General features: G+C 67.7%; 14 protein-coding genes. 12 read left to right on the top strand and 2 right to left on the bottom strand.

Annotated elements, in window-relative coordinates:
• The first annotated feature begins 79 nt into the window (after positions 1–79).
• Positions 80–1,261 (top strand): sensor histidine kinase, encoded by a 1,182-nt coding sequence (locus tag L0M17_RS16825; RefSeq protein ID WP_241055524.1) that lies wholly within the window; start codon positions 80–82, stop codon positions 1,259–1,261.
• Entirely contained in the window at positions 1,258–1,938 is a 681-nt protein-coding gene (locus tag L0M17_RS16820; protein WP_241055522.1) for a winged helix-turn-helix domain-containing protein, read from the top strand. Before L0M17_RS16825 ends, L0M17_RS16820 begins: the two co-directional genes overlap by 4 nt.
• Positions 1,939–2,053: 115 nt before the next feature.
• Here L0M17_RS16820 and L0M17_RS16815 read toward each other — a convergent pair whose 3' ends face one another.
• Positions 2,054–2,668 (bottom strand): hypothetical protein, encoded by a 615-nt coding sequence (locus tag L0M17_RS16815; protein WP_241055521.1) that lies wholly within the window; start codon positions 2,666–2,668, stop codon positions 2,054–2,056.
• Positions 2,669–2,916: 248 nt separating this feature from the next.
• On the opposite strand from L0M17_RS16815, the gene L0M17_RS16810 reads away from it, so the two are divergent.
• The 7 genes from L0M17_RS16810 (at position 2,917) to glgX (ending at position 10,631) form a co-directional block, all read left to right on the top strand.
• Positions 2,917–3,399: a CarD family transcriptional regulator gene (locus L0M17_RS16810; RefSeq protein WP_043124850.1), complete on the top strand. Its 483-nt coding sequence runs from the start codon at positions 2,917–2,919 to the stop codon at positions 3,397–3,399.
• A gap of 317 nt (positions 3,400–3,716) precedes the next feature.
• Positions 3,717–4,640 carry an IspD/TarI family cytidylyltransferase gene (locus L0M17_RS16805; protein ID WP_241055519.1) on the top strand — a complete coding sequence of 308 codons (924 nt, stop codon included), beginning with the start codon at positions 3,717–3,719 and terminating at the stop codon, positions 4,638–4,640.
• A complete protein-coding gene (gene ispF, locus L0M17_RS16800; RefSeq protein ID WP_241055517.1) occupies positions 4,637–5,158 on the top strand; it encodes a 2-C-methyl-D-erythritol 2,4-cyclodiphosphate synthase in 522 nt (173 codons plus the stop codon). The genes L0M17_RS16805 and ispF overlap by 4 nt, the downstream gene beginning before the upstream one ends.
• Positions 5,155–6,624 carry a cysteine--tRNA ligase gene (gene cysS, locus L0M17_RS16795; RefSeq protein ID WP_241055516.1) on the top strand — a complete coding sequence of 490 codons (1,470 nt, stop codon included), beginning with the start codon at positions 5,155–5,157 and terminating at the stop codon, positions 6,622–6,624. Before ispF ends, cysS begins: the two co-directional genes overlap by 4 nt.
• Positions 6,625–7,623 (top strand): 23S rRNA (guanosine(2251)-2'-O)-methyltransferase RlmB, encoded by a 999-nt coding sequence (gene rlmB / locus L0M17_RS16790; protein WP_241055514.1) that lies wholly within the window; start codon positions 6,625–6,627, stop codon positions 7,621–7,623.
• Between the two features lie 5 nt (positions 7,624–7,628).
• Positions 7,629–8,423: a carbon-nitrogen hydrolase family protein gene (locus L0M17_RS16785; protein WP_241056486.1), complete on the top strand. Its 795-nt coding sequence runs from the start codon at positions 7,629–7,631 to the stop codon at positions 8,421–8,423.
• 57 nt (positions 8,424–8,480) lie between these two features.
• Positions 8,481–10,631, top strand: a complete 2,151-nt coding sequence (gene glgX, locus L0M17_RS16780) for a glycogen debranching protein GlgX (RefSeq protein WP_372498073.1) — start codon at positions 8,481–8,483, stop codon at positions 10,629–10,631.
• Here glgX and glgP read toward each other — a convergent pair.
• Positions 10,628–13,246 (bottom strand): alpha-glucan family phosphorylase, encoded by a 2,619-nt coding sequence (gene glgP / locus L0M17_RS16775; protein WP_241055510.1) that lies wholly within the window; start codon positions 13,244–13,246, stop codon positions 10,628–10,630. The genes glgX and glgP overlap by 4 nt on opposite strands.
• A 216-nt stretch (positions 13,247–13,462) precedes the next feature.
• Here glgP and L0M17_RS16770 point away from each other — a divergent pair, with 216 nt between their 5' ends.
• The 3 genes from L0M17_RS16770 to glgB all read left to right on the top strand — a co-directional run bounded on the left by L0M17_RS16770 (position 13,463) and on the right by glgB (position 21,117).
• Entirely contained in the window at positions 13,463–15,490 is a 2,028-nt protein-coding gene (locus L0M17_RS16770; protein WP_241055508.1) for an alpha-1,4-glucan--maltose-1-phosphate maltosyltransferase, read from the top strand.
• A 99-nt stretch (positions 15,491–15,589) separates the two neighbouring features.
• Entirely contained in the window at positions 15,590–17,395 is a 1,806-nt protein-coding gene (treS, locus tag L0M17_RS16765) for a maltose alpha-D-glucosyltransferase (protein ID WP_241055507.1), read from the top strand.
• Positions 17,392–21,117, top strand: a complete 3,726-nt coding sequence (glgB, locus tag L0M17_RS16760; RefSeq protein ID WP_241055505.1) for a 1,4-alpha-glucan branching protein GlgB — start codon at positions 17,392–17,394, stop codon at positions 21,115–21,117. The genes treS and glgB overlap by 4 nt, the downstream gene beginning before the upstream one ends.
• Positions 21,118–21,337: the final 220 nt, after the last annotated feature.

The raw sequence follows: 21,337 nt of genomic DNA, 5'->3' as shown, positions 1-21,337 counted from the left end.
AAATGAACGATACGTGAACCGCGGTCTCAGCACGCCAATCCCGAGCGGCGGGCCTCCATGCGGCCTCTAAGCTAAAGGTGTGGATCCTCTCGTCGTCGGCATCGTGGCGGGTCTTGTCGGCCTGTCCTTCGGCGCCTTCGGCGTCCTCGCGTTCCGCGCAAGCGAGCGCCAGCGGGCGCTGCTCGAGGAAGGCCCGGGCGAGGCATCGTTCCCAGACGGGGCGGCCGACGTGCTGTCCGTCCTCGGCAAGGCCTTCGTCGTCGTCGACGCCATCGACAGCGTCGTCCGCGCGAGCCCGGCTGCCTATGCGTACGGCCTGGTCCGCGGGCACACGGTCGTCCACCGGGAGCTCCTCGAGATGACGGCGAAGGTGCGTGGCAACGGCGTCGTCATCGAACAGCAGCTCGAACTCCCACGCGGTCCTCTCGGGCAGGGGACCATCATCATCCAGGTCCGCGCGGCGATGCTCGGCGAGGAGTACATCCTCCTGCTCGCCGACGACCGCACCGAGATCACCCGCACAGAACGCATCCGCAACGACTTCGTCGCGAACGTTTCGCACGAGCTCAAGACGCCGGTCGGCGCGATTTCCCTCCTCGCGGAGGCGCTCGAGGCCAGCCCGGACGACGAGGACGCCGTCCGCCGTTTCGCGCAGCGGATGCACAAGGAGTCCACGCGCCTCGCGGCCCTCGTCCAGGACATCATCGAGCTCTCGCGGCTCCAGGGAGCGGACATCGTCCATCAGGGCAAGGTCGTCGACATCAACGAAGTCGTGGCGGACGCCGTCGACCGCTCCAGGCTCGCGGCAGAGACGAAGGGCATCTCCGTCGTCGTCGGCGGATCGAGCCAGCGCAAGGTCTATGGGGACCCCGACCTGCTCGTGAATGCGTTCCGCAACCTCATCGACAACGCGATCCGCTACTCGCCTGAGAACACCAAGGTCGGTGTCGGCGTGCGCGACAAGGACGGTCTCGTGTCCGTCTCGGTCACGGATCAGGGCGAGGGCCTGCGGCCCGAGGACCAGGAGCGCGTGTTCGAGCGCTTCTACCGGGTGGATGCGGCCAGGTCGCGGCAGACGGGCGGCACGGGCCTCGGCCTGAGCATCGTCAAGCACGTCGTGGAGAACCATGGAGGCGAGGTGACCGTGTGGTCGCAGCTCGGCAAGGGCTCTACGTTCACCGTGCGGCTGCCCGAGATGGACGAAGACCAAGAACATGACAAAGGGGCCGCCCGGCCCCCGGAACAAGGAGCAATGGCTTGAGCAGGATCTTGATCGTGGAGGACGAAGAGTCGTTCAGCGACCCGCTTTCCTTCCTCCTCGGCAAGGAAGGCTACGAGGTGGAGGTCGTTGACAACGGCAACGACGCTCTCGTCGAGTTCGACCGCAACGGAGCCGACCTTGTGCTGCTCGACCTCCAGCTTCCCGGCACCCCCGGAACCGAGGTGTGCCGCCAGCTCCGGCAGCGCTCGAACGTCCCGGTGATCATGCTGACCGCCAAGGACTCGGAGATCGACAAGGTCGTGGGGCTTGAACTCGGAGCCGACGACTACGTCACCAAGCCGTACTCGTCCCGCGAGCTCGTCGCCCGGGTTCGCGCCGTCTTGCGCCGCCACGGCGAACCGGAGGAGCTCATCTCCTCCACAGTCCAGGCGGGGCCGGTGCGCATGGATGTTGAGCGGCACGTCGTGAGTGTCGAGGGCGAGCAGGTGGCCCTTCCGCTCAAGGAATTCGAGCTGCTCGAGATGCTGCTCCGCAACTCGGGCCGGGTGCTCACCCGCGGTCAGCTCATCGACCGGGTGTGGGGCTCCGACTACGTGGGGGACACAAAGACCCTCGACGTCCACGTCAAGCGACTCCGGAGCAAGATCGAGCCGGACCCTTCGAGCCCGCGCTATCTCGTCACCGTCCGCGGCCTCGGCTACAAGTTCGAACCCTGATCCGCGGGGCCGGCTGAGCGAGTCAACGAACGACGACGGCCGCTCACCCCGCGTGGGGTGAGCGGCCGTCGTCGTTGTCGCGTTGGCTCGTCAGCCTTCTTCAGTGGCTGGCTGGTCAGTGGCTGGCTGTGGCCGACGGCGTCGCGGTGGACGCGCTGGAGGTGGCCGTGCTGGAGGTAGCCGTGTTGGTAGCGCCAGCGGTGGCCGAGCTCGTCGCCTTCGCGGACGGCGACGGAAGGAACTGGCGGTACTGCTCTAGCGTCCCGTCGAGGACCGGGATCTGAACGTCTTGCGTCGAGGTGCCGTCGGAGACCTTGACGCTCACGAGCGAACCTGGGACGCCGCCCACGTTCGCGAAGTCAGCCGGCGTCGGATTGTCCTCGAGCCGGACGGTGCCGTTGCTCGGGACGGTCAGGCTGACCGTGCTCTGGCCAGGCGTCGTCATCGTGACCGAGAGGTCATTCGAGGAGGTGTTGTAGAGGCTGCCAAGCATCCGGCCGGGGGCGCCGGCGCTCGGCGTCGGGGAGGAGCCTGCGTTGCCGGCGGAGGCGATGAGTGCGTTGCGCAGCTGGAGGGATCCGACGTTGGCATCAATGCCGTCAGACGCCGCGTACGGTGAGGCGGTCTGCTGCGGGTTGATATATCCGCAGCCGGTGGCCGTCAGCAGGCCCACGCCGATGGCAGCCACGAGGGCAACCCGCTTGGCGGGGGTCGAAGCAGTGAAACGCACAGCTCGCTCCTGTTGGATGGGTGTAAGAGGTCTGGTCGCCCCTAGCGTAGCCCGAATTTCGACAGATCGTAGATTCCGCAGCGCGGCAACCTCGTGACGTGAAGCACTTTCTTGAAGATTCGTCAACCCCCCGCCGTCGTACTCCAGCAACCGCTCTCCCGCGTGATTCCGCCGATCGCGGGCCGTCCCGGGCCCGGATCGGACTATCGGACGTGATAGACTGGCTTGCGGGAAAGGGGAATGTCCACATGGTTTTTGAGGTTGGCGAGACGGTTGTTTACCCCCACCACGGTGCAGCCAAGATCGAAGAGATCAAAATGCGCACTATCAAGGGCGAAGAGAAGATGTACCTCAAGCTCAAAGTGGCACAGGGTGATCTAACGATTGAAGTACCAGCTGAAAACGTGGATCTCGTAGGAGTCCGCGATGTTGTGGGCAAGGAAGGGCTCGAGCACGTTTTCGACGTCCTTCGTGCCGAATTCACCGAAGAGCCCACCAACTGGTCCCGCCGTTACAAGGCGAATCTTGAGAAGCTCGCCTCGGGCGATGTCATCAAGGTTGCCGAGGTCGTCCGCGACCTGTGGCGTCGCGATCAGGATCGTGGCCTCTCTGCCGGTGAGAAGCGGATGTTGGCCAAGGCCCGTCAGATCCTCATCTCCGAGCTCGCGCTCGCTGAGAAGACGGATGAGGAACAGGCCGCGAGTGTCCTCGACGAGGTTCTTGCGTCCTGAGTTTCAGGCTCTCGTGGGGCCCCTGCAGCGAAGGCTGTAGGGGCCTTTTCGTGTCTAGGGGCGGGGAAAAAGGAGGCCGTCCTCCTCAGGTTCTGTGCCGTCCTCCCCAGCTACTCTTCCGGGGTCCCCAGAATCAGCTCCCGAATCTCACGCGGTTGACCTCCGTCGTCAAGGAAGTTGGGGAGGGCCGGGCCGGAAGTTGGGGAGGGCCGGGCCGGAAGTTGGGGAACCCGGCGCGAGAGTTGGGGAGACCGGCGTGAGGGTTGGGGAGTTCGGCGCAGAAGTTGGTGGGGTCGGTCGGGCGCTAGGCTGACCGGGTGACTGCAGCCACCGCCAGCGCCTCCGCGCCCACCGAGCCGGTCGCCGTCGTCGTTGTTGCTGCCGGCGCAGGGACGCGCCTCGGGTACGGCATGCCCAAGGCCCTCGTGCCGGTGTGTGGCGAGCCGATGCTGCTGCACGCGCTCCGCGGAGTGGTCGCCGCCAGTTCGGCTCGCCAGATCTGTGTCGCGGTTCCCGCGGACGACGACGAGTTGGCGGCCGTGTGCCGCGCATTCGCTATAGAGCTGGCATCCACTGAGCCAGCCACCACGGAGCCAGCCACCACGGAGCCAGCCACCACGGAGCCGGCCGCCAGCGAGCCGGGCGCCACCGCGGGGACGGCGAGGGAACTGGGCGCGCCCGAGATCACGGTGGTCCAGGGCGGGGCCACGAGGGCAGAATCAGTCCAGTCCGCCCTAACTGCGTTGAAGCCCGGGACAGTTCATGTCCTTGTCCACGACGCCGCCCGTCCCCTCACGCCGCCCGAGGTCTTCCACCGGGTGGTCGCCGCGCTCCGGAACGGAGCGGCCGCCGTCATCCCCGCGGTGCCGGTCGTCGATACGGTCAAGAGCGTCGCGCGGACGGTCGACGACGAGGCGTCCGTCGCTGACGAGGTCGTCACCGGAACACCCGCGAGGGAGACGCTGCGCGCGGTGCAGACGCCGCAGGGCTTCGATGCCGAGACCCTCCTCCGCGCGCACCGGACGTCCCAGACCTGGTCCGAAGAGCGCGCCGCTGCCATCACGGACGATGCGATGCTCGTCGAGTCGCTCGGCCTCCCTGTGTATGTGGTCCGGGGCGACGCCCGATCGCTCAAGATCACGACCCCGCTCGACCTGCGGCTCGCCGAGACCCTCGTGAGCAGCCTGGGCAGCCCGGGCACCATCCTCACCCAGCCCAGCCCCACCCAGGAGCCATCATGATCGTGCCGCGCACCGGCATCGGTGTGGACGTCCACGCCTACGCCCCCGAGGACGAGCCGCAGCCCCTGTGGCTCGGCGGCCTCCTGTGGGAGGGCGAGCGGGGACTCGCTGGCCACTCGGACGGGGACGCGGTGGCCCACGCCGCGGCGGACGCGCTGTTCTCGGCGGCCGGCGTCGGCGATCTCGGGACCCACTTCGGGACAGCGCGTGTCGAGTACGCCGGCGCTTCGGGGGTGACGCTGCTCGCCGAGGCCGCACGAATTGTCCGGGCCGCAGGTTTCGAGATCGCGAATATCGCGGTCCAGTTCGTCGCGCAGCGGCCGGTCTTCGCACCTCGCCGGGAGGAGTCGCAGCGTGTTCTGTCCGAGGCTGCCGGCGCACCCGTGAGCGTTTCCGCCACGACGAGCGATCACCTCGGCTTCACCGGCAGGAGGGAAGGCGTCGCCGCCGTCGCGACGGCGCTCGTCTACCCGACGCCGCCGCCCGGGGCTGTCGCGACCGATACCCTTATCAAGTGACCCTGCGCTTCTACGACTCCGCCACCCAGGAAGTCCGCGACTTCATTCCGCTCGTGCCCGGTCAGGCGAGCGTCTACTACTGCGGTGCAACGGTGCAGGGTTCGCCGCACGTGGGCCACGTCCGGTCTGCGATCGTGTTCGACCAGCTCACGCGGTGGCTCGTGCACCGCGGCTTCGAGACGACCGTGGTGCGGAACGTGACGGACATCGACGACAAGATCCTCGCCAAGAGCGAGGCCTCGTTCGAGCCGGACTTCGTCCCCGAGGGCACGTACCGCCCACGCGAGCAGTGGTTCGCGCTCGCGTATCGCTACGAGCAGGAGTTCGAGAGCGCGTACGAGACCCTCGGCGTGCAGCGCCCCACCTATGAGCCGCGTGCGACCGGGCACATGACCGAGATGCACGAGCTTATCGCGAGGCTCATCGAGCGTGGCCACGCGTACCCGGCGGAGGACGGCTCCGGAGACGTCTACTTCGATGTCCGCTCGTGGCCCGAGTACGGCTCGCTCACTCACCAGAGCATCGGCGACATGCAGGCGGCCACGGACGCCGACCCGCGGGGCAAGCACGATCCGCGCGACTTCGCGCTGTGGAAGGGCCACAAGGCCGGCGAGCCTGAGACGGCGAGCTGGCCGAGCCCCTGGGGGCGCGGCCGGCCGGGCTGGCACCTCGAGTGCTCCGCGATGGCCACGAAGTACCTCGGCCCGCGCTTCGACATCCACGGCGGAGGCCTCGACCTGCGCTTCCCGCATCATGAGAACGAGCTCGCGCAGTCGACGGCGGCAGGCGACGGGTTCGCGAACTTCTGGATGCACAACGGCATGGTCACCTTCGAGGGCGAGAAGATGTCGAAGTCCATTGGCAACGTCGTGTCGCCGGCGGAGATGCTCGAGCTCGCGAGCCCGCGGGTCGTCCGCTACTACCTCGGCCAGGCGCACTACCGCTCGGTCCTCGACTACCGGCCCACCTCCCTCGAAGAGGCGGCGGCTGCCGTCGACCGCATCGACGGGTTCATCGAGAAGGCTCGGTCCAAGGTGACCGGCGCCGGCGAGGGCCAGGTGCCCTCAGCCTTCGCGGCGGCGATGGACGACGACCTCAACATTCCCCAAGCCCTCGCCGTCCTCCACGAGACCGTGCGGCGGGGCAACACGGCGCTCGCCGTGGGCGATTCCGAGGCGGTGGCGGAGGCCCTCGCGGAGGTCCTCGCGATGACGTCCGTGCTCGGCCTCGATGCCGCGGGCACGGTGGGCGTCGTGTACGACGACGCCGCGCACCACGCGCTGAGTGCGCTGGTCGCCGCGCAGCTCGAGGCACGCGCAGAGGCCCGCGCTTCGAGGGACTGGTCAGCAGCGGATGCGATCCGCGACAGGCTCTCCGCCGCCGGGATCCTCGTTGAAGACTCAAGCGACGGGGCCACATGGAGCCTCGCGCAACCCCAGATCAGCACAACCGGAACGGGAGCATAGATGGCCGTCAACGGGCGCCCCGGAGCGCGCAAGACCAAGAAGAAGGGCGCGACCGTCGGCACGGGGGGCCACGGGCGCAAGGCCCTCGAGGGCAAGGGCCCGACGCCGAAGGCCGAGGACCGCGTCTACCACAAGGCACACCGGGCCAAGCAGCTCGCAGAGCGTTCGGCCGCGAAGCGCCAGGGCCAGCCGGGCCGGCTAGCGGAGGGTCGCGGCGGCGGCCGCCCTAAGGGCATGGAGGAGATGGTCACGGGCCGCAACTCGGTCGTCGAGGCGCTCCGCGCGGGCGTTCCCGCGAAGACCCTCTACGTCGCCGTGCGGATCGAGATGGACGATCGCGTCCGCGAGTCCATGAAGCTCGCCGCGGAGGCCGGGATCCCGCTGCTGGAGGCGCAGAAGCCTGAGCTCGACCGCATGACGGGCGACGCGATCCATCAGGGCGTCGTGCTCCAGATCCCGCAGTACGAATACCCGGATGCGTTCGAGCTCATCGAGGAAACCATGGAGAAGTGGCGCAAGGGCCACATTTCCTCGATGCCGCTGTTCGTTGCCCTCGACGGCATCACGGACCCGCGCAACCTCGGCGCCATCATCCGCTCCGTCTCATCGTTCTCGGGCCAGGGCGTGATCGTGCCCGAGCGCCGCAGCGTCGGGATGACGGCCGCCGCGTGGAAGACGAGTGCGGGGGCGGCGGTGCGTGTTCCGGTCGCCAAGGCCGCGAACCTCAACACGGTGCTGCGCCAGGCGAAGGAAGCAGGGTACTTCGTGCTCGGGCTCGATGGGGACGGGGACGTGAAGCTTCCGGGCCTCGAGCTCGCGACGGAGCCGATCGTCCTCGTGGTCGGCTCTGAGGGCAAGGGCCTCTCGCGCCTCACCCGCGAGCTGTGCGACCAGATCGTCTCGATTCCGATCGACTCGCACATGGAATCGCTCAACGCCGGAATGGCCGTCGCGATCTCGCTCTACGAGGTCTCGACCCGACGGGCCGGAACTCGCTGATGGCCGTGCGTGTCGCCCTCGTCCAGCTGACCACCGGCCGCGACCTCGCGGCGAACCTCGACCTCGTCCGGGCCGGCATCCGGGAGGCCGCGGCGCGACGGGCCGCCGTCGTCGTCTTCCCCGAGGCGAGCATGCGCGCCTTCGGCAACTCGCTCGTCGACATCGCGGAGCCGCTCGATGGTCCGTGGGCGACGGCGGTGGCCGCCGCCGCGGACGAGGCGGGGGTCGTCGTCGTGGTCGGCATGTTCACGCCGGGGGATGCGGACACGGTGCGCAATACGCTCCTCGTCCACGGGCGCGGCGTCCATGCCCATTACGACAAGATCCACCTTTACGACGCCTTCGGCTTCAAGGAGTCGGATACGGTGACGGCGGGCACTGAGCCGCGCCAATTCACGGTCGACGAGGTCACGTTCGGCCTCGGGACTTGCTACGACGTGAGGTTCCCGGCGCTCTTCACTGCCAACGCGGAGGCCGGAGCGCAAGTTCAGATCGTGTGTGCGTCGTGGGGCGCGGGCCCGGGTAAGGCGGAGCAATGGGACCTGCTCGTGCGAGCCCGCGCCGCCGATACGACGAGCTATGTGCTCGCGTGCGGTCAGTCGGACCCGTCGGCAGCGGGAGTCGATGCGCGGCGCGGTGCCCCGACCGGCATCGGCCGGAGCGCCGTCGTCAGCCCCTACGGCAAGCTCATCGAACGCGCGGGGGACGGCCCCGAAATCCTGTACGCGGACATCGATCCCAGCGCCGTCGAGGAGGCGCGGCGAACTCTCCCGGTGCTTGCCAACCGAGTAATGCTCTAGGTGCCCACAACCTCGTGGTCACCCGGCGACAGTAGGATGGGCGCGATGAGCAGCAACATGACGATGCCGTTGGCCTTCGTGGTCACCCCATCGCAGCCGTTCCCGCTCGGCCTCACACCAGCACGCAGCGCGGAACAGCAGGCGACGCAGACCGTCAACCTGGCCGTCTACGCGCCGGCGCTCGACGCCGTCGACGTGCACTTCATCGATGCGGCCGGCACGTGGCACAAGGAACCGCTGCCCGAGCTGACCGACGGCGTCCACCACGGCCTCGTCGCCGGAATCCCCGAGGGGACGCGCTACGCGTTCGCTGCCCGGACCGCGAGCAACGGCAAGGCTCCCGGACCCGGTGCTGCCCAGCTCCTCCTCGACCCGTACGCCCGGGCCGTCGCGACGGTCGAACTCCCGGGCGAGGACGGCGAGGCGGAACGCGAGCAGCTCATGGGCGTGCGCGTGCACGACTACTTCGACTGGGGCGGCGTCGGCAAGCCGGGTATCCCATGGCGCGATTCGATCATCTACGAGGCCCACGTCCGAGGCCAGAGCATGCGCCATCCGGACATCCCGGAGGAACTGCGCGGCACCTACGCGGGCATGGCCCACCCTGAGATGATTGCGCACTTCCAGCAGCTCGGCATCACCGCGGTCGAACTCCTGCCCATCCACTTCCATCTGGACGAGACGCACCTCCAGGATCTGGGCCTTACGAATTACTGGGGCTACAACACCGCCGCGTTCTTCGCGCCGCACCCCGCCTACGCGACGGCTGAAGCCCAGACCGCCGGCCCGCAAGCCGTTCAGGACGAGCTCAAGGGCATGGTCAAGCTCCTGCACGCGGCGGGCATCGAGGTGATCCTCGACGTCGTCTACAACCACACGGCGGAGGAGGGGCCGAACGGCCCGCTTGTGAACTTCCGCGGGCTCGGGGACAGCAACTACTACCGGACCGATCCCGCCGGCCAGTACATCGACACGACAGGATGCGGGAACACCCTCGACTTCGGCAATCCCCGCGTTGTCCAGCTCGCGCTGGATTCCCTGCGCTTCTGGGCCGAGGACTATCAGATTGACGGATTTCGCTTCGATCTTGCCGTGACGCTGTGCCGCGACGTGCAGCACCAGTTCACTCCGCTGCACCCGTTCCTCGTGGCAGCCGCCGCAGATCCCGTCGTCTCGCGCGCCAAGCTCATTGCCGAGCCGTGGGACGTCGGCATGGGCGGATGGCAGACGGGCCGCTTCCCCCAGGGATGGGCGGACTGGAACGATCACTACCGCGACGCGGTGCGCGACTTCTGGCTCTCGGATCGGGGCGCCATCGAGGGCGGCGGTCAAGGAGGGCCGACGGCGCGGCTCGCCGACGTCCTGTCGGGCTCGCACGGGCTGTTCGCCGGGTCCGGCCGGACAGCGATGGCGTCGATCAACTTCACCACGGCCCACGACGGCTTCACCCTCGCCGACCTCACCGCGTACCACCGCAAGCACAACGAGGCGAACGGCGAGCAGAACCGCGACGGCGCGACCGACAACCGGAGCTACAACCACGGCTTCGAGGGCCGGACCGAGGTCGAGTCGATCATCGCCGCCCGAACCCAGTCGGCCAAGAACCTGATGGCTACGCTCATGGTGTCTCTCGGCGTCCCGATGATCACGGCCGGCGACGAGTTCGGGCGCACCCAGCAGGGCAACAACAACGCCTACTGCCAGGACAACGAGACCACGTGGCTCAACTGGAAGCTCGACTCGGCGGGGCGCGAACTCCTCGACCACACCCGCTGGCTCATCCGGATCCGGCGCGACTTCCTCGAGCGGCAGCCGCCCAGCTATCCCGCCCGTGAGGAGGGCAACTACTTCCACTGGTTCGGCGCCGACGGGCAGCCCATGGATCCGGACCGCTGGCAGGACCCACGGCAGCGCGTCCTGCAGTTCCTGCTCGGATCACGGGAGGGGTACCTCGACGGACTCGTCGTGATCAACGGCAGTCCCGAGGAGAAGGCGCTCGTGTTCCCCGAGCCGTTTGGGAACGACTACGCGTTCGAGCTCCGGTACTCGACGGCGCCCCGAGGCGAGCAACGCATCGGGACCGTCTTCGCGAGCGGTCAGGCGGACGTTGCCGAGCCCTGGTCGCTCACGATCTACCGTGCACGCCTCGGGGCGCCCGCGCAGCAGCCGAAGCCCGCCGTGCGGACGCCCTACGGGAAGACGCCCTAGCCCGCGTTGACGACGAGGCCGAGTTCGGCCTTCGAGGCGAGGCCCTCGTGCTTGGGCATGACGCGCACGGTGTAGCCGAAGGGACCCGAGTGCTCGATCATGGCCTTCCCGCTGAACATGTAGCGCCCGTTGCCGAAGTTCTGCGCGGCCTCGAGTTCCTCGATGCGCGTGTGCGTGAGCTCGTCGCTCTCGTCGACGCGCCCGTAGCCGAGCTCGACGAGGACGTCGGTCGGGTTCAGGACCCCCAGGTTGAGGTAGGCGTTGACGTGCAGAGTGTCGCCGATCTGCGGGACCTCGGAGAGGCCGCTCGAATCGATGTGCTCGACGTGCACCTGGGACCAGTTCGTCCGGACGTGCTTGGTCCACGCTGCGAGCTCGCGGGCCTGCCGGAAGTCGTCGGCTCGCACGGCGCGGCCCGAGGCGGCCGCCGGGGTGTAGAGCTCCCGGACGTAGTCTCCGAGCATGCGGTCCGCGGAGACGGCCGGACCGAGGTGCGAGAGCGTGTGCTTGATCATCGAGATCCAGCTCTTGGGGACACCGTGCGGCCCGTCGAGGGACGGACCAGCCGCGCCTGCGGAGTCCGCGCCGGCCGCCCGGTTGGGGACGCCGTAGAACCGCGGAGCGATCTGGTTCTCGAGGAGGTCGTAGAGCGCCGCCGCCTCGACGTCGTCGCGCTCCTGGGCGCTCGCCTTGTCTCCTGCGGTCGGGATGGCCCAGCCGTTCTGCCCGTCATACATCTCGTCCCACCACCCGTCGAGCACGGAGAGGTTGAGCGAGCCGTTGATCGCGGCCTTCATCCCAGACGTGCCGCAGGCCTCGAGCGGGCGGAGCGGATTGTTGAGCCAGACGTCGCAGCCCGGGAACAGCGTGCGCGCCATCGCAATGTCGTAGTTCGGGAGGAACGCGATCCGGTGCCGCACCTCGGGATCATCGGTGAAGCGGACGAGGTCCTGGATCATCCGCTTGCCCGCTTCGTCGGCGGGGTGCGACTTGCCTGCGACGACGATCTGAACCGGGCGCTCGGGGTCGAGCAGGAGCCGCTTGAGCCGGGCCGGGTCGCGGAGCATGAGCGTGAGCCGCTTGTAGGTCGGCACGCGGCGGGCGAAGCCGATCGTGAGGACATCGGGATCGAGCACAGTGTCGGTCCAGCGCAGCTCGGCGTCCGCGGCGCCGCGCTTCTTCCACGAGCCGCGCAGCCGCCGTCGTACGTCCTCGATCAGGCGCCCGCGCAGCTTCCGCCGAACGGCCCAGATCTCCTCGTCGCTCACGTTGAACACGAGATCCCAACGGCCGGCGACGGCGGCACCTGGCTCCATGAGCTCCGCCATCGTCGTGACGCTCGGGTCGATCCACGTGGGAACGTGCACGCCGTTCGTCACGGACGTGATCGGCACCTCGGAGTGGTCGAAGCCCGGCCACAGCCCGGAGAACATCGCGCGGGAGACCTCCCCGTGGAGCTTCGCCACGCCGTTGGCACGCTGCGCGAGGCGGAGCCCCATGACGGCCATGTTGAACACGGAAGGATCCCCGCCGTCGTAGCTCTCGCGCCCAAGCTCGAGGATCTTGCCCGTGGGCACGTCCGGCGCGAGGCCCGCGTCGAAGAAGTACTTGATCTGGGCGGCATCGAAGCGGTCGATGCCGGCGGCGACCGGGGTGTGCGTCGTGAAGACGGTCGACGCGCGGCCGGCGACGAGCGCCTCGTCCCAGCTGAGCGGGTCCTCAGCGGACATGAGCTCTTGAATGCGCTCGATTCCCAGGAAGCCCGCGTGGCCCTCGTTCGTGTGGAAGACCTCGGGGGCGGGACGGCCCGTGAGCCGCTCGAAGATGCGCAGCGCCTTGACGCCGCCCATGCCGAGCAGAAGCTCCTGCTGGAGTCGGTGGTCGCCGCCGCCACCGTAGAGGCGGTCGGTGATGGCGCGGGCGCCGTCGTCGTTGGTGGGCACGTTCGAGTCGAGCAGGAGCAGGGGCACGCGCCCGACGTCGGCGCGCCAGAGGTAAGCGTGAAGCTTCCGGCCGTTCGGCAGCGGCAGGGTGACGACGGCCGGGGTTCCGTCCTCCTCCTTCACGAGCGTGAGGGGGAGAGCATCCGGGTCGAGGACGGGGTAGGTCTCCTGCTGCCACGCATCCCGCGAGAGGGCCTGCTTGAAGTAGCCGGACTGGTAGAGGAGCCCGACCCCGATGAGCGGCACTCCGAGGTCCGAGGCGGCCTTGAGGTGATCGCCCGCAAGGATGCCGAGGCCGCCCGAGTACTGGGGCAGCACCTCGGTGATGCCGAATTCGGGGGAGAAGTATGCAACGCATCGAGGCACTTCGGAACCGAGCGTCTGGTACCAGCGCGGCTCCTCGAGGTAGCACCGCAGGTCCTCGCCCGCTTCGGCCACGCGTTCGACGACGTCGGGGTCGGCGGCGAGGGCGACGAGCTTCTCGCGCGTGACCGAACCGAGGAAGCCGATCGGATCGTGCCGGCTCTCGGCCCACAGGTCCGGATCGAGGCTCTCGAAGAGATCCCGCGTGGGCTGATGCCACGACCACCGCAGATTCGTGGCGAGGGACGCCAGAGCCTTGATGGGTTCGGGGAGGACGGTACGGACGGTGAACCGACGAATGGCCTTCACCTGCGCCACCCTATCCGAGCGCGAGACGATGCTGAATACCATCAGGTAACGAGCCGGTGAATGACGCAGGCAGGGCCTCCATGACCGACTCGCTTGCGTGAGACGCCCTTCGCTTTCGTCACTGGGTCCGGCTATCGTGGCGCATGAATCGGCCCTTAGGGTCCGGCCCTCGCGGTTCGGACCCTTGGGCAGTGCCCGCCGCGAAAGGACTCCGCAGTGCCTGGACTCGAGACCGCGCTTCCCAACAACCTCCGCTTTGGGCGGTTCCCCGTCACGGACGTCTCGCCCGTTGTCGAGGGAGGTCGATTCCCCGCCAAGGCCCTCCCTGGCGAACAGATAGTGGTGACGGCGACGGCGACGCGGGAGGGGCATGACGCCCTCGGCGTGACCGCCGTCCTGTACGGCCCGCGCGGAGATGAGCAGCAGCGCGTGCGTCTGGAGTCCCTCGGTCCGGGCCTCGACCGCTGGGGCGGCGTGCTCACTCCGGGCGAGCCGGGGCTCTGGAGCTTCACCATTGAGGCCTGGCACGACCGGTACGGCACATGGCACCACAACGCGGACGTGAAGGTCGCGGCGGGGGTCGACGTCGAGCTCATGCTCGCCGAAGGGGCGAAGCTCTTGGGCGAGGCGGCCGACGACGACGCTCGCCCAGGCGGCGACCGTGACATTCTGCGGGCTGCCGCGGGGGTACTGGGCGACCAGAATCGTTCGGTCGAGGAGCGTCTCGCGGCCGGCGAAACTTCTGAAGTCTTGGGGGTCATCGAGCGCCAGCCGATTCGCGAGCTTGTGACCGAGACGGAGCATTTCCCCCTTCTCGTGGAGCGTGACCGCGCCGGGCGCGGTGCCTGGTACGAGTTCTTCCCGCGCTCCGAGGGCGCGGTCCGCAACCCCGAAACGGGCGAATGGACGTCCGGGAACTTCCGGACAGCTGCCGAGCGGCTTCCGGGCGTTGCGGGGATGGGCTTCGACGTCATCTATCTCCCGCCGATCCACCCGATCGGGTACGCGTTCCGGAAGGGGCCCAACAACTCGCTCAACGCAGGTCCTGGGGATCCCGGCTCGCCGTGGGCGATCGGTTCGTCCGAGGGCGGCCATGACGCGATCCACCCTGACCTCGGGAGCTTCGAGGACTTCGACGCCTTCGTGGCAGGTGCGAACGAGGTCGGTCTCGAGGTAGCCCTCGATCTCGCGCTCCAGGCCTCGCCCGACCACCCGTGGGTCCAGTCCCACCCCGAGTGGTTCACCACTCGCGTGGACGGCTCGATCGCATACGCCGAGAACCCCCCGAAGAAGTACCAGGACATCTACCCGCTCAACTTCGACAACGATCCCGAGGGCCTGAGCAAGGAAGTGCTGCGGATCGTCAACCTCTGGATCGACCACGGCGTGCGGATCTTCCGTGTCGACAATCCCCACACGAAGCCCGTGTGGTTCTGGGAATGGCTCATCGGCAAGGTCAACGAGGAGCATGGCGACGTCGTCTTCCTCGCCGAGGCGTTCACACGGCCCGCCATGATGAAGGCCTTGGGGCGAGCGGGGTTCCAGCAGTCCTACAGCTACTTCACCTGGCGGAACAGCCGTGAGGAGCTCGAGGAGTTCCTCACGATGATCTCGAAGGAATGGTCGCCCTTCTACCGGCCGAACCTCTTCGTGAACACGCCGGACATCCTCACGGAGTACCTCCAGTACGGCGGCATTCCGGCCTTCAAGGCCCGGGCCGTGATCGCGTCGATGGCGGCGCCCTCCTGGGGCGTGTACGCGGGGTTCGAGCTCTTCGAGCACGTCGCCCGTCCGGGAGCCGAGGAGTACATCGACAACGAGAAGTACGAGTACAAGCAGCGTGACTGGGCGCGGGCCGAGGCGGAGGGGCGGTCCCTCGCGCCGTACATCACCCGGCTCAACGAGATCCGCCATGCGCACCCGGCTCTCGACGACCTCCAGAACCTCACGCTCCACTGGAGCACGGATGACGCGACGCTCGTGTTCTCGAAGCACAAGATCCTCGCGGACGGCACGAAGGACACGCTCATCGTCGTCGTCAACGTTGACCCCCACAGCGCCCGCGAATCCTCGGTGCATCTCGACCTCGAATCACTGGACCTGGAGCCCGAGCTCTTCGACAGCGAGGGGAAGTTCCGTGTTGACGACCTCATTTCGGGGCAAAGCTGGCAGTGGGGAGTAGAGAACTACGTCCGACTCGACGCCTACGTTGAGCCCGCGCACATCCTGCACGTGCGGCGCTAGGCGGCGGGAGAGGGGCGCTGGCCGACCGCACCGGCTGGCGCTACCGTAGCCTCACTGCCCGGATACGTCGGCAAGACCGTCGGAAGGAGCAAACGCCAGATGAACCTAGGCCAGCAGGCGAAGCAGAACTTCAATGTGAACGCGCCAGGTCTCCAACACGATCCGTACTGGTATCGCAAGGCGGTGTTCTACGAGGTTCTCGTCAGGGCCTTTGCGGACGCGAACGGTGACGGATCTGGCGATATTCAAGGCCTCATCGACAAGCTCGACTACCTGCAATGGCTTGGGGTCGACTGCCTCTGGCTGCCCCCTTTCTTCGAGTCGCCGCTGCGGGACGGCGGGTACGACGTCTCGGACTACGAGTCGGTTCTGCCGGAATTCGGCTCGATCAGCGACTTCCAGCGTCTCGTCGCCGAGGCCCACGCTCGGGGCGTGCGCATCATCATCGACCTTCCGATCAACCACACCTCGGACCAGCACCGCTGGTTCCAGGAGTCCAGGCGCAACCCTGACGGCCCTTACGGTGACTTCTACGTGTGGAGCGACACCGATCAGAAGTACACGGACGCCCGCATCATCTTCATCGACACGGAGGAGTCGAACTGGACGTTCGACCCGATCCGCCGCCAGTTCTTCTGGCACCGGTTCTTCAGCCATCAGCCGGATCTCAATTTCGAGAACCCGGCGGTCGTCGAGGCCGTCTTCGACGTCTTCAAGTTCTGGCTCGACCAGGGCGTGGACGGCATCCGGGCCGACGCGATCCCCTACCTCTTCGAAGAGGAGGGCACCAACTGCGAGAACCTGCCCGCGACCCATGACTTCCTCGTCAAGCTGCGCGCGATGATGGACCAGAAGTACCCCGGCCGCATCATCATCGCCGAGGCGAACCAGCCGCCCCACGAGGTGGTCGAATACTTCGGGACAGAGGAAGCACCGGAGTGCCACATGGCCTTCCACTTCCCGATCATGCCGCGCCTCTACTACGCGCTCCGCGACCAGCGGGCCAAGCCGATCATCGACACGATGATCGATACGCCCGACATCCCGGCGGGCGCGCAGTGGGGCACGTTCCTGCGCAACCACGACGAGCTCACCCTCGAGATGGTGACCATCGAGGAACGCGAGGCGATGCTCGGCTGGTACGCCTCGGATCCCCGAATGCGGGCCAACATCGGCATTCGGCGCCGTCTGGCGCCGCTCCTCGACAACTCGCGGCACGAGATCGAGCTCATCAACGCGCTCCTGCTCTCGCTCCCCGGGAGTCCGTTCCTGTACTACGGGGACGAGGTCGGCATGGGCGACAACATCTGGCTCCAGGACCGCGACGCCGTCCGCACGCCGATGCAGTGGAATCCCGACCGGAATGCCGGCTTCTCCATCGCGGATCCCGGCAAGCTCTACCTGCCGACGATTCAGTCCCTCGTCTACAACTATTCGATGGCCAACGTGGAGGCCGAGATGGCGCACTCGGGCTCGCTCCTGCGCTGGACGAGGAACATCCTCGGGGTTCGCCGCGGGCATCCCGTGTTCGGGCTCGGCTCCTACCGCAACATCAACGCCGACGCCGAGCAGGTGCTTGCGTTCGTCCGCGATCTCAGGCCGAACGAGGTTCCCGGCGAGCCGGGGGAGACCGTGCTATGCGTCTTCAATCTCTCGGGCCACCCCGTGGGCTCGCACCTCGACCTCGCAGGATACGAGGGGCGCGGTCTCCGTGATCTCTTCGGCGGCGAGCCCTTTTCGGAGGTCGGTCCCGACGGCCGCTTCCACGTGACCTTGGGCCCACACGGCTACTACTGGCTCCGCATCCGCAGCGCAGGCAGTGTGCCGAGCAGTCCGTTTACTCAGGCGATGCCGATCATCACTGCGAGTGGTGCGGTCACCCATGAGGGGGAATTGGTCGAATGACGCACACGGAAGAAGAGCCCGTCCTCACCCCGCCGCTCGCCGAGCTCCTCGAGCGCTGGCTACCGTCCCAGCGCTGGTACCCGGCGAAGGGCCGCCAGGCGGAGTTCGCCCGCACGGGCAGTGTTCGCCTCGAGGACCCCGAGGGCAAGGTGGACATCGAGATCCACCTCGTCAGGGTCAAGGCCGGCCGCCTCGAAGTCGTGCTGAACGTCCCCGTCACCTACCGGGACGAACCTCTTCCGGACGCCGGGCACGCACTGATCGGCCGGAGCGAGCACTCCGCATTCGGGGCGCGCTGGATCTACGACGGCGTCCACGACCCCGCGTTCGTCAGGTCCCTTCTGGCCCTGATCTCCTCGGGCGGCCCGGCGAAGGCCGGGACTGCGTGGGGCCGTACGAGCGGTGCGGGCCTCATCCCCGAGGGCGAGATCTCGTGCCGCGTCCTCTCGAGCGAGCAGTCCAACACGTCTATCATCGTTCGCTCGGCCGACGCCGAGGCCATGGTCAAGGTGCTCCGCCAGCCTGCGGACGGCCTCAATCCAGAGGTCGAACTCGGCGCGGCACTCGCCCAGGCGGGCGCCGCCGACGTGCCGGCGACCCTCGGCTGGGTCGACGGCGCATGGAGACTCCACGGCGAGGGATCAGCGCGCGGCCAGCTCGCCGTCGTCCATGAATTCCTGCCTGGCGGGAAAGACTTGTGGCAGCTGGCGCTCGACGCCGCGGCAGCCGGCGAGGACTTCTCGGGGCATGCGCGTGGGCTCGGAGGGGCGACGGCGCGCGTCCACCAGGCCCTTGAGGCGAGCCTGGGGAGCGACGAGCTCAACAACGACGCCGCGATCGAGTTCGTCGGTGTCCTTGCCGATCGGCTCCGCACTGCGTGGCGGGAAGTGCGCGAGAGCGTGGGGTTGCCCGACGAGGCGCTCGAGCGGCTCCTCGAGACGCTGGCCGGCGAAGCCTCCGGGCTGCGGGTCCAGCGGGTCCACGGCGACCTTCACCTCGGGCAGATCCTGTACTTCCCCGATCATGCGGAGCGCCCCTACGCGATCCTCGACTTCGAAGGCGAACCCCTGCGGCCCGTCGCGGAGCGGAGCCGGCCCGACGTGCCGCTGCGCGACGTCGTCGGCATGCTGCGGTCCTTCGACTACGCCGCTGGCGCGGCCGAGCGCACAGTCCCGGCTGCGCGCGTTCCAAAGGGTTGGGCGGACACCGCGGGCCGGGCATTCTGGGAGGGCTACTCGGAGGTCCTGCCTCAGCCGGACCCCTTCGAGGGGCCGCTCTTCGCCGCCCTTTGGCTCGACAAGGCGCTCTACGAGGTCGGGTACGAGGAACGGAACCGCCCAGCCTGGGCCGAGATCCCGCTGCGCGCGGTCCGCACTGCCCTCAGTGCCTACGTTCCTGGAGGTGAGCACGCGGTGCCCCTCAGTTCAGACAGACTTGCAGAAGCGACGGCGGCAAGCCGCGCAGGAGAGGAGAGTGACGTGTCAGAGCACACCGAGCAGGAGGGTGCCGAGGCCTTGGGGAGGGTGGACTCCATCGCCCCGATCCCCGTTCCCCAGGATGTACTGAGCCGCGTCGCGTCCGGATCGTTCCACGCACCTCACGCCGTCCTCGGCGCACATTTGGGCGAAGACGGGTCGGTCACGATCCGAACGCTCAAGCACCTCGCGACCGGAGTCACCGCGATCACTCCCGAGGGCAGGATCCCCCTGCATCATGAGTCGCATGGGGTTTGGACCGCCGTCCTCCCACCGCGGGAGGACGGCGGCGTGCCGGACTATCGCCTCGAGGTCGAGTACGGGGACGGCCACATAGTGAACGTCGACGAACCGTACCGCTTCATGCCGACGCTCGGCGAGCTGGACCTCTACCTGATCGGCGAGGGCAGGCACGAGCAGCTGTGGAAGGCTTTGGGCGCCCGCGTCCAGCACTTCCACTCCGTCATGGGGGACATCGAGGGAACCGCGTTCTCGGTGTGGGCCCCCAACGCCCAAGCCGTCCAGGTGAAGGGCGACTTCAACGGCTGGGACGGACGCGAGCACGCTATGCGGAGTCTCGGCTCCTCGGGCGTCTGGGAGATCTTCATCCCTGGGGTTGTAGCAGGGGCGTGCTACAAGTTCGGCATCCTCACGAAGTCCGGCCACTGGATCGAACGCGCGGACCCCATGGCTTTCGGCACCGAGGTACCGCCGCGGACGGCTTCACGCGTCGTCGAGTCGCGGTACGCGTTCAAGGACGAAGAGTGGATGCGTGCCCGCGCCGTCCGCGACCCGCACAACCTGCCCATGAGTGTGTACGAGGTGCACCTCGGCTCCTGGCGCCCGGGGCTCAGCTACCGGGAACTCGCGACGGAACTTGTCGCGTACGTGAAGGAAATGGGCTTCACCCACGTCGAATTCATGCCGGTCGCCGAACACCCATTTGGGGGTTCCTGGGGCTATCAGGTCACGTCCTACTACGCCCCGACGTCACGATTCGGCGACCCGGACGACTTCCGGTACCTGGTCGACCAACTTCACCAAGCCGGCATCGGCGTGATCGTCGACTGGGTGCCCGCGCACTTCCCCAAGGATGAGTGGGCACTCGCACGTTTCGACGGCGAGCCCCTGTACGAGCACGCCGATCCCATGCAGGGCGAGCACCCCGACTGGGGGACCTACATCTTCAACTTCGGCCGCACCGAGGTCCGGAACTTCCTCGTGGCCAACGCCCTGTTCTGGTTCGAGGAGTTTCACATCGACGGTCTCCGGGTGGACGCCGTCGCCTCGATGCTCTATCTCGACTACTCCCGCAAGGAAGGGCAGTGGAGGCCCAACCAATTCGGCGGCCGGGAGAACCTCGAGGCGATCTCCTTCCTCCAAGAGGCGAACGCCACGGCCTACAAGCGGAACCCCGGCATCGTCATGATTGCCGAAGAGTCGACTGCCTTCCCGGGTGTCACCAAGCCCACGTCGATGAATGGGCTCGGCTTCGGGCTCAAGTGGAACATGGGGTGGATGCACGACTCGCTCCAGTACATGCACGAGGACCCGTTCAACCGCCGCTGGCATCACAACCAGATCACGTTCTCGATCATGTACGCCTTCAGCGAGAACTTCCTGCTCCCGATCAGCCATGACGAGGTGGTCCACGGCAAGGGCTCGATGCTGCGGAAGATGCCGGGAGACCGGTGGCAGCAGCTCGCCAACCTCCGTGCTTTCTACGCCTACCAGTGGGCGCACCCAGGCAAGCAGCTCATCTTCATGGGCTGCGAGTTCGGGCAGGAGGGGGAGTGGAACCAGGAGCACGGCCTCGACTGGTGGCTTGCGGACACCGAACCGCACAAGGGTCTTCAGCGACTGTTCCGGGACCTCAACGAGGTGTACCGAGAGACGCCCGCGCTCTACACGCAGGACAACGACCCGGCCGGATTCGAGTGGATCCGGGGTGACGACGGGGACCACAATGTCGTCTCGTTCATTCGCTGGTCGGCGGACGGTCAGCCGCTCGTGTGCCTTGTGAACTTCGCCGGCAACCCGCACTTGGACTACACCGCTGGCGTCCCCCTGAGTGGCGCGTGGCGCGAGGTCGTGAACACCGACGCAACTGAGTACGGCGGCTCGGGGGTCACGAACGGTGGGCTTGTGATGGCCGAGGCGCGCGAATGGGACGGAAAGCCCGCGGCCGTAACGCTCACGCTGCCCCCGCTGGGTGCCGTGTACCTCGTGCCCGACTCGAAGGAGTGAGCGAGAGGCTCACGTGAGGTGGGCGCCCTCAGCCGCGCGTCGGATGACCGTGTTCGAATAACGCAGTGCGGCACAAGCGGCGCCACGCTCGCGAGAGGGCTCGGGAAGGGCTGGGGAGGGCCCGGGATCCGCGGATTCCGGGCCCTCCTGCTTCGCTGGCTGGACGGTTGGCACTCCCGTCGGAGGGGTGGTATAGTCATATCCCGCGCCACCGAGTACG

The organism is Sinomonas terrae (assembly GCF_022539255.1).
Lineage (GTDB): Bacteria > Actinomycetota > Actinomycetes > Actinomycetales > Micrococcaceae > Sinomonas > Sinomonas terrae.
Note: the sequence above shows the minus strand (reverse complement) of the source record. Positions and strands in the feature narration are given on the sequence as shown.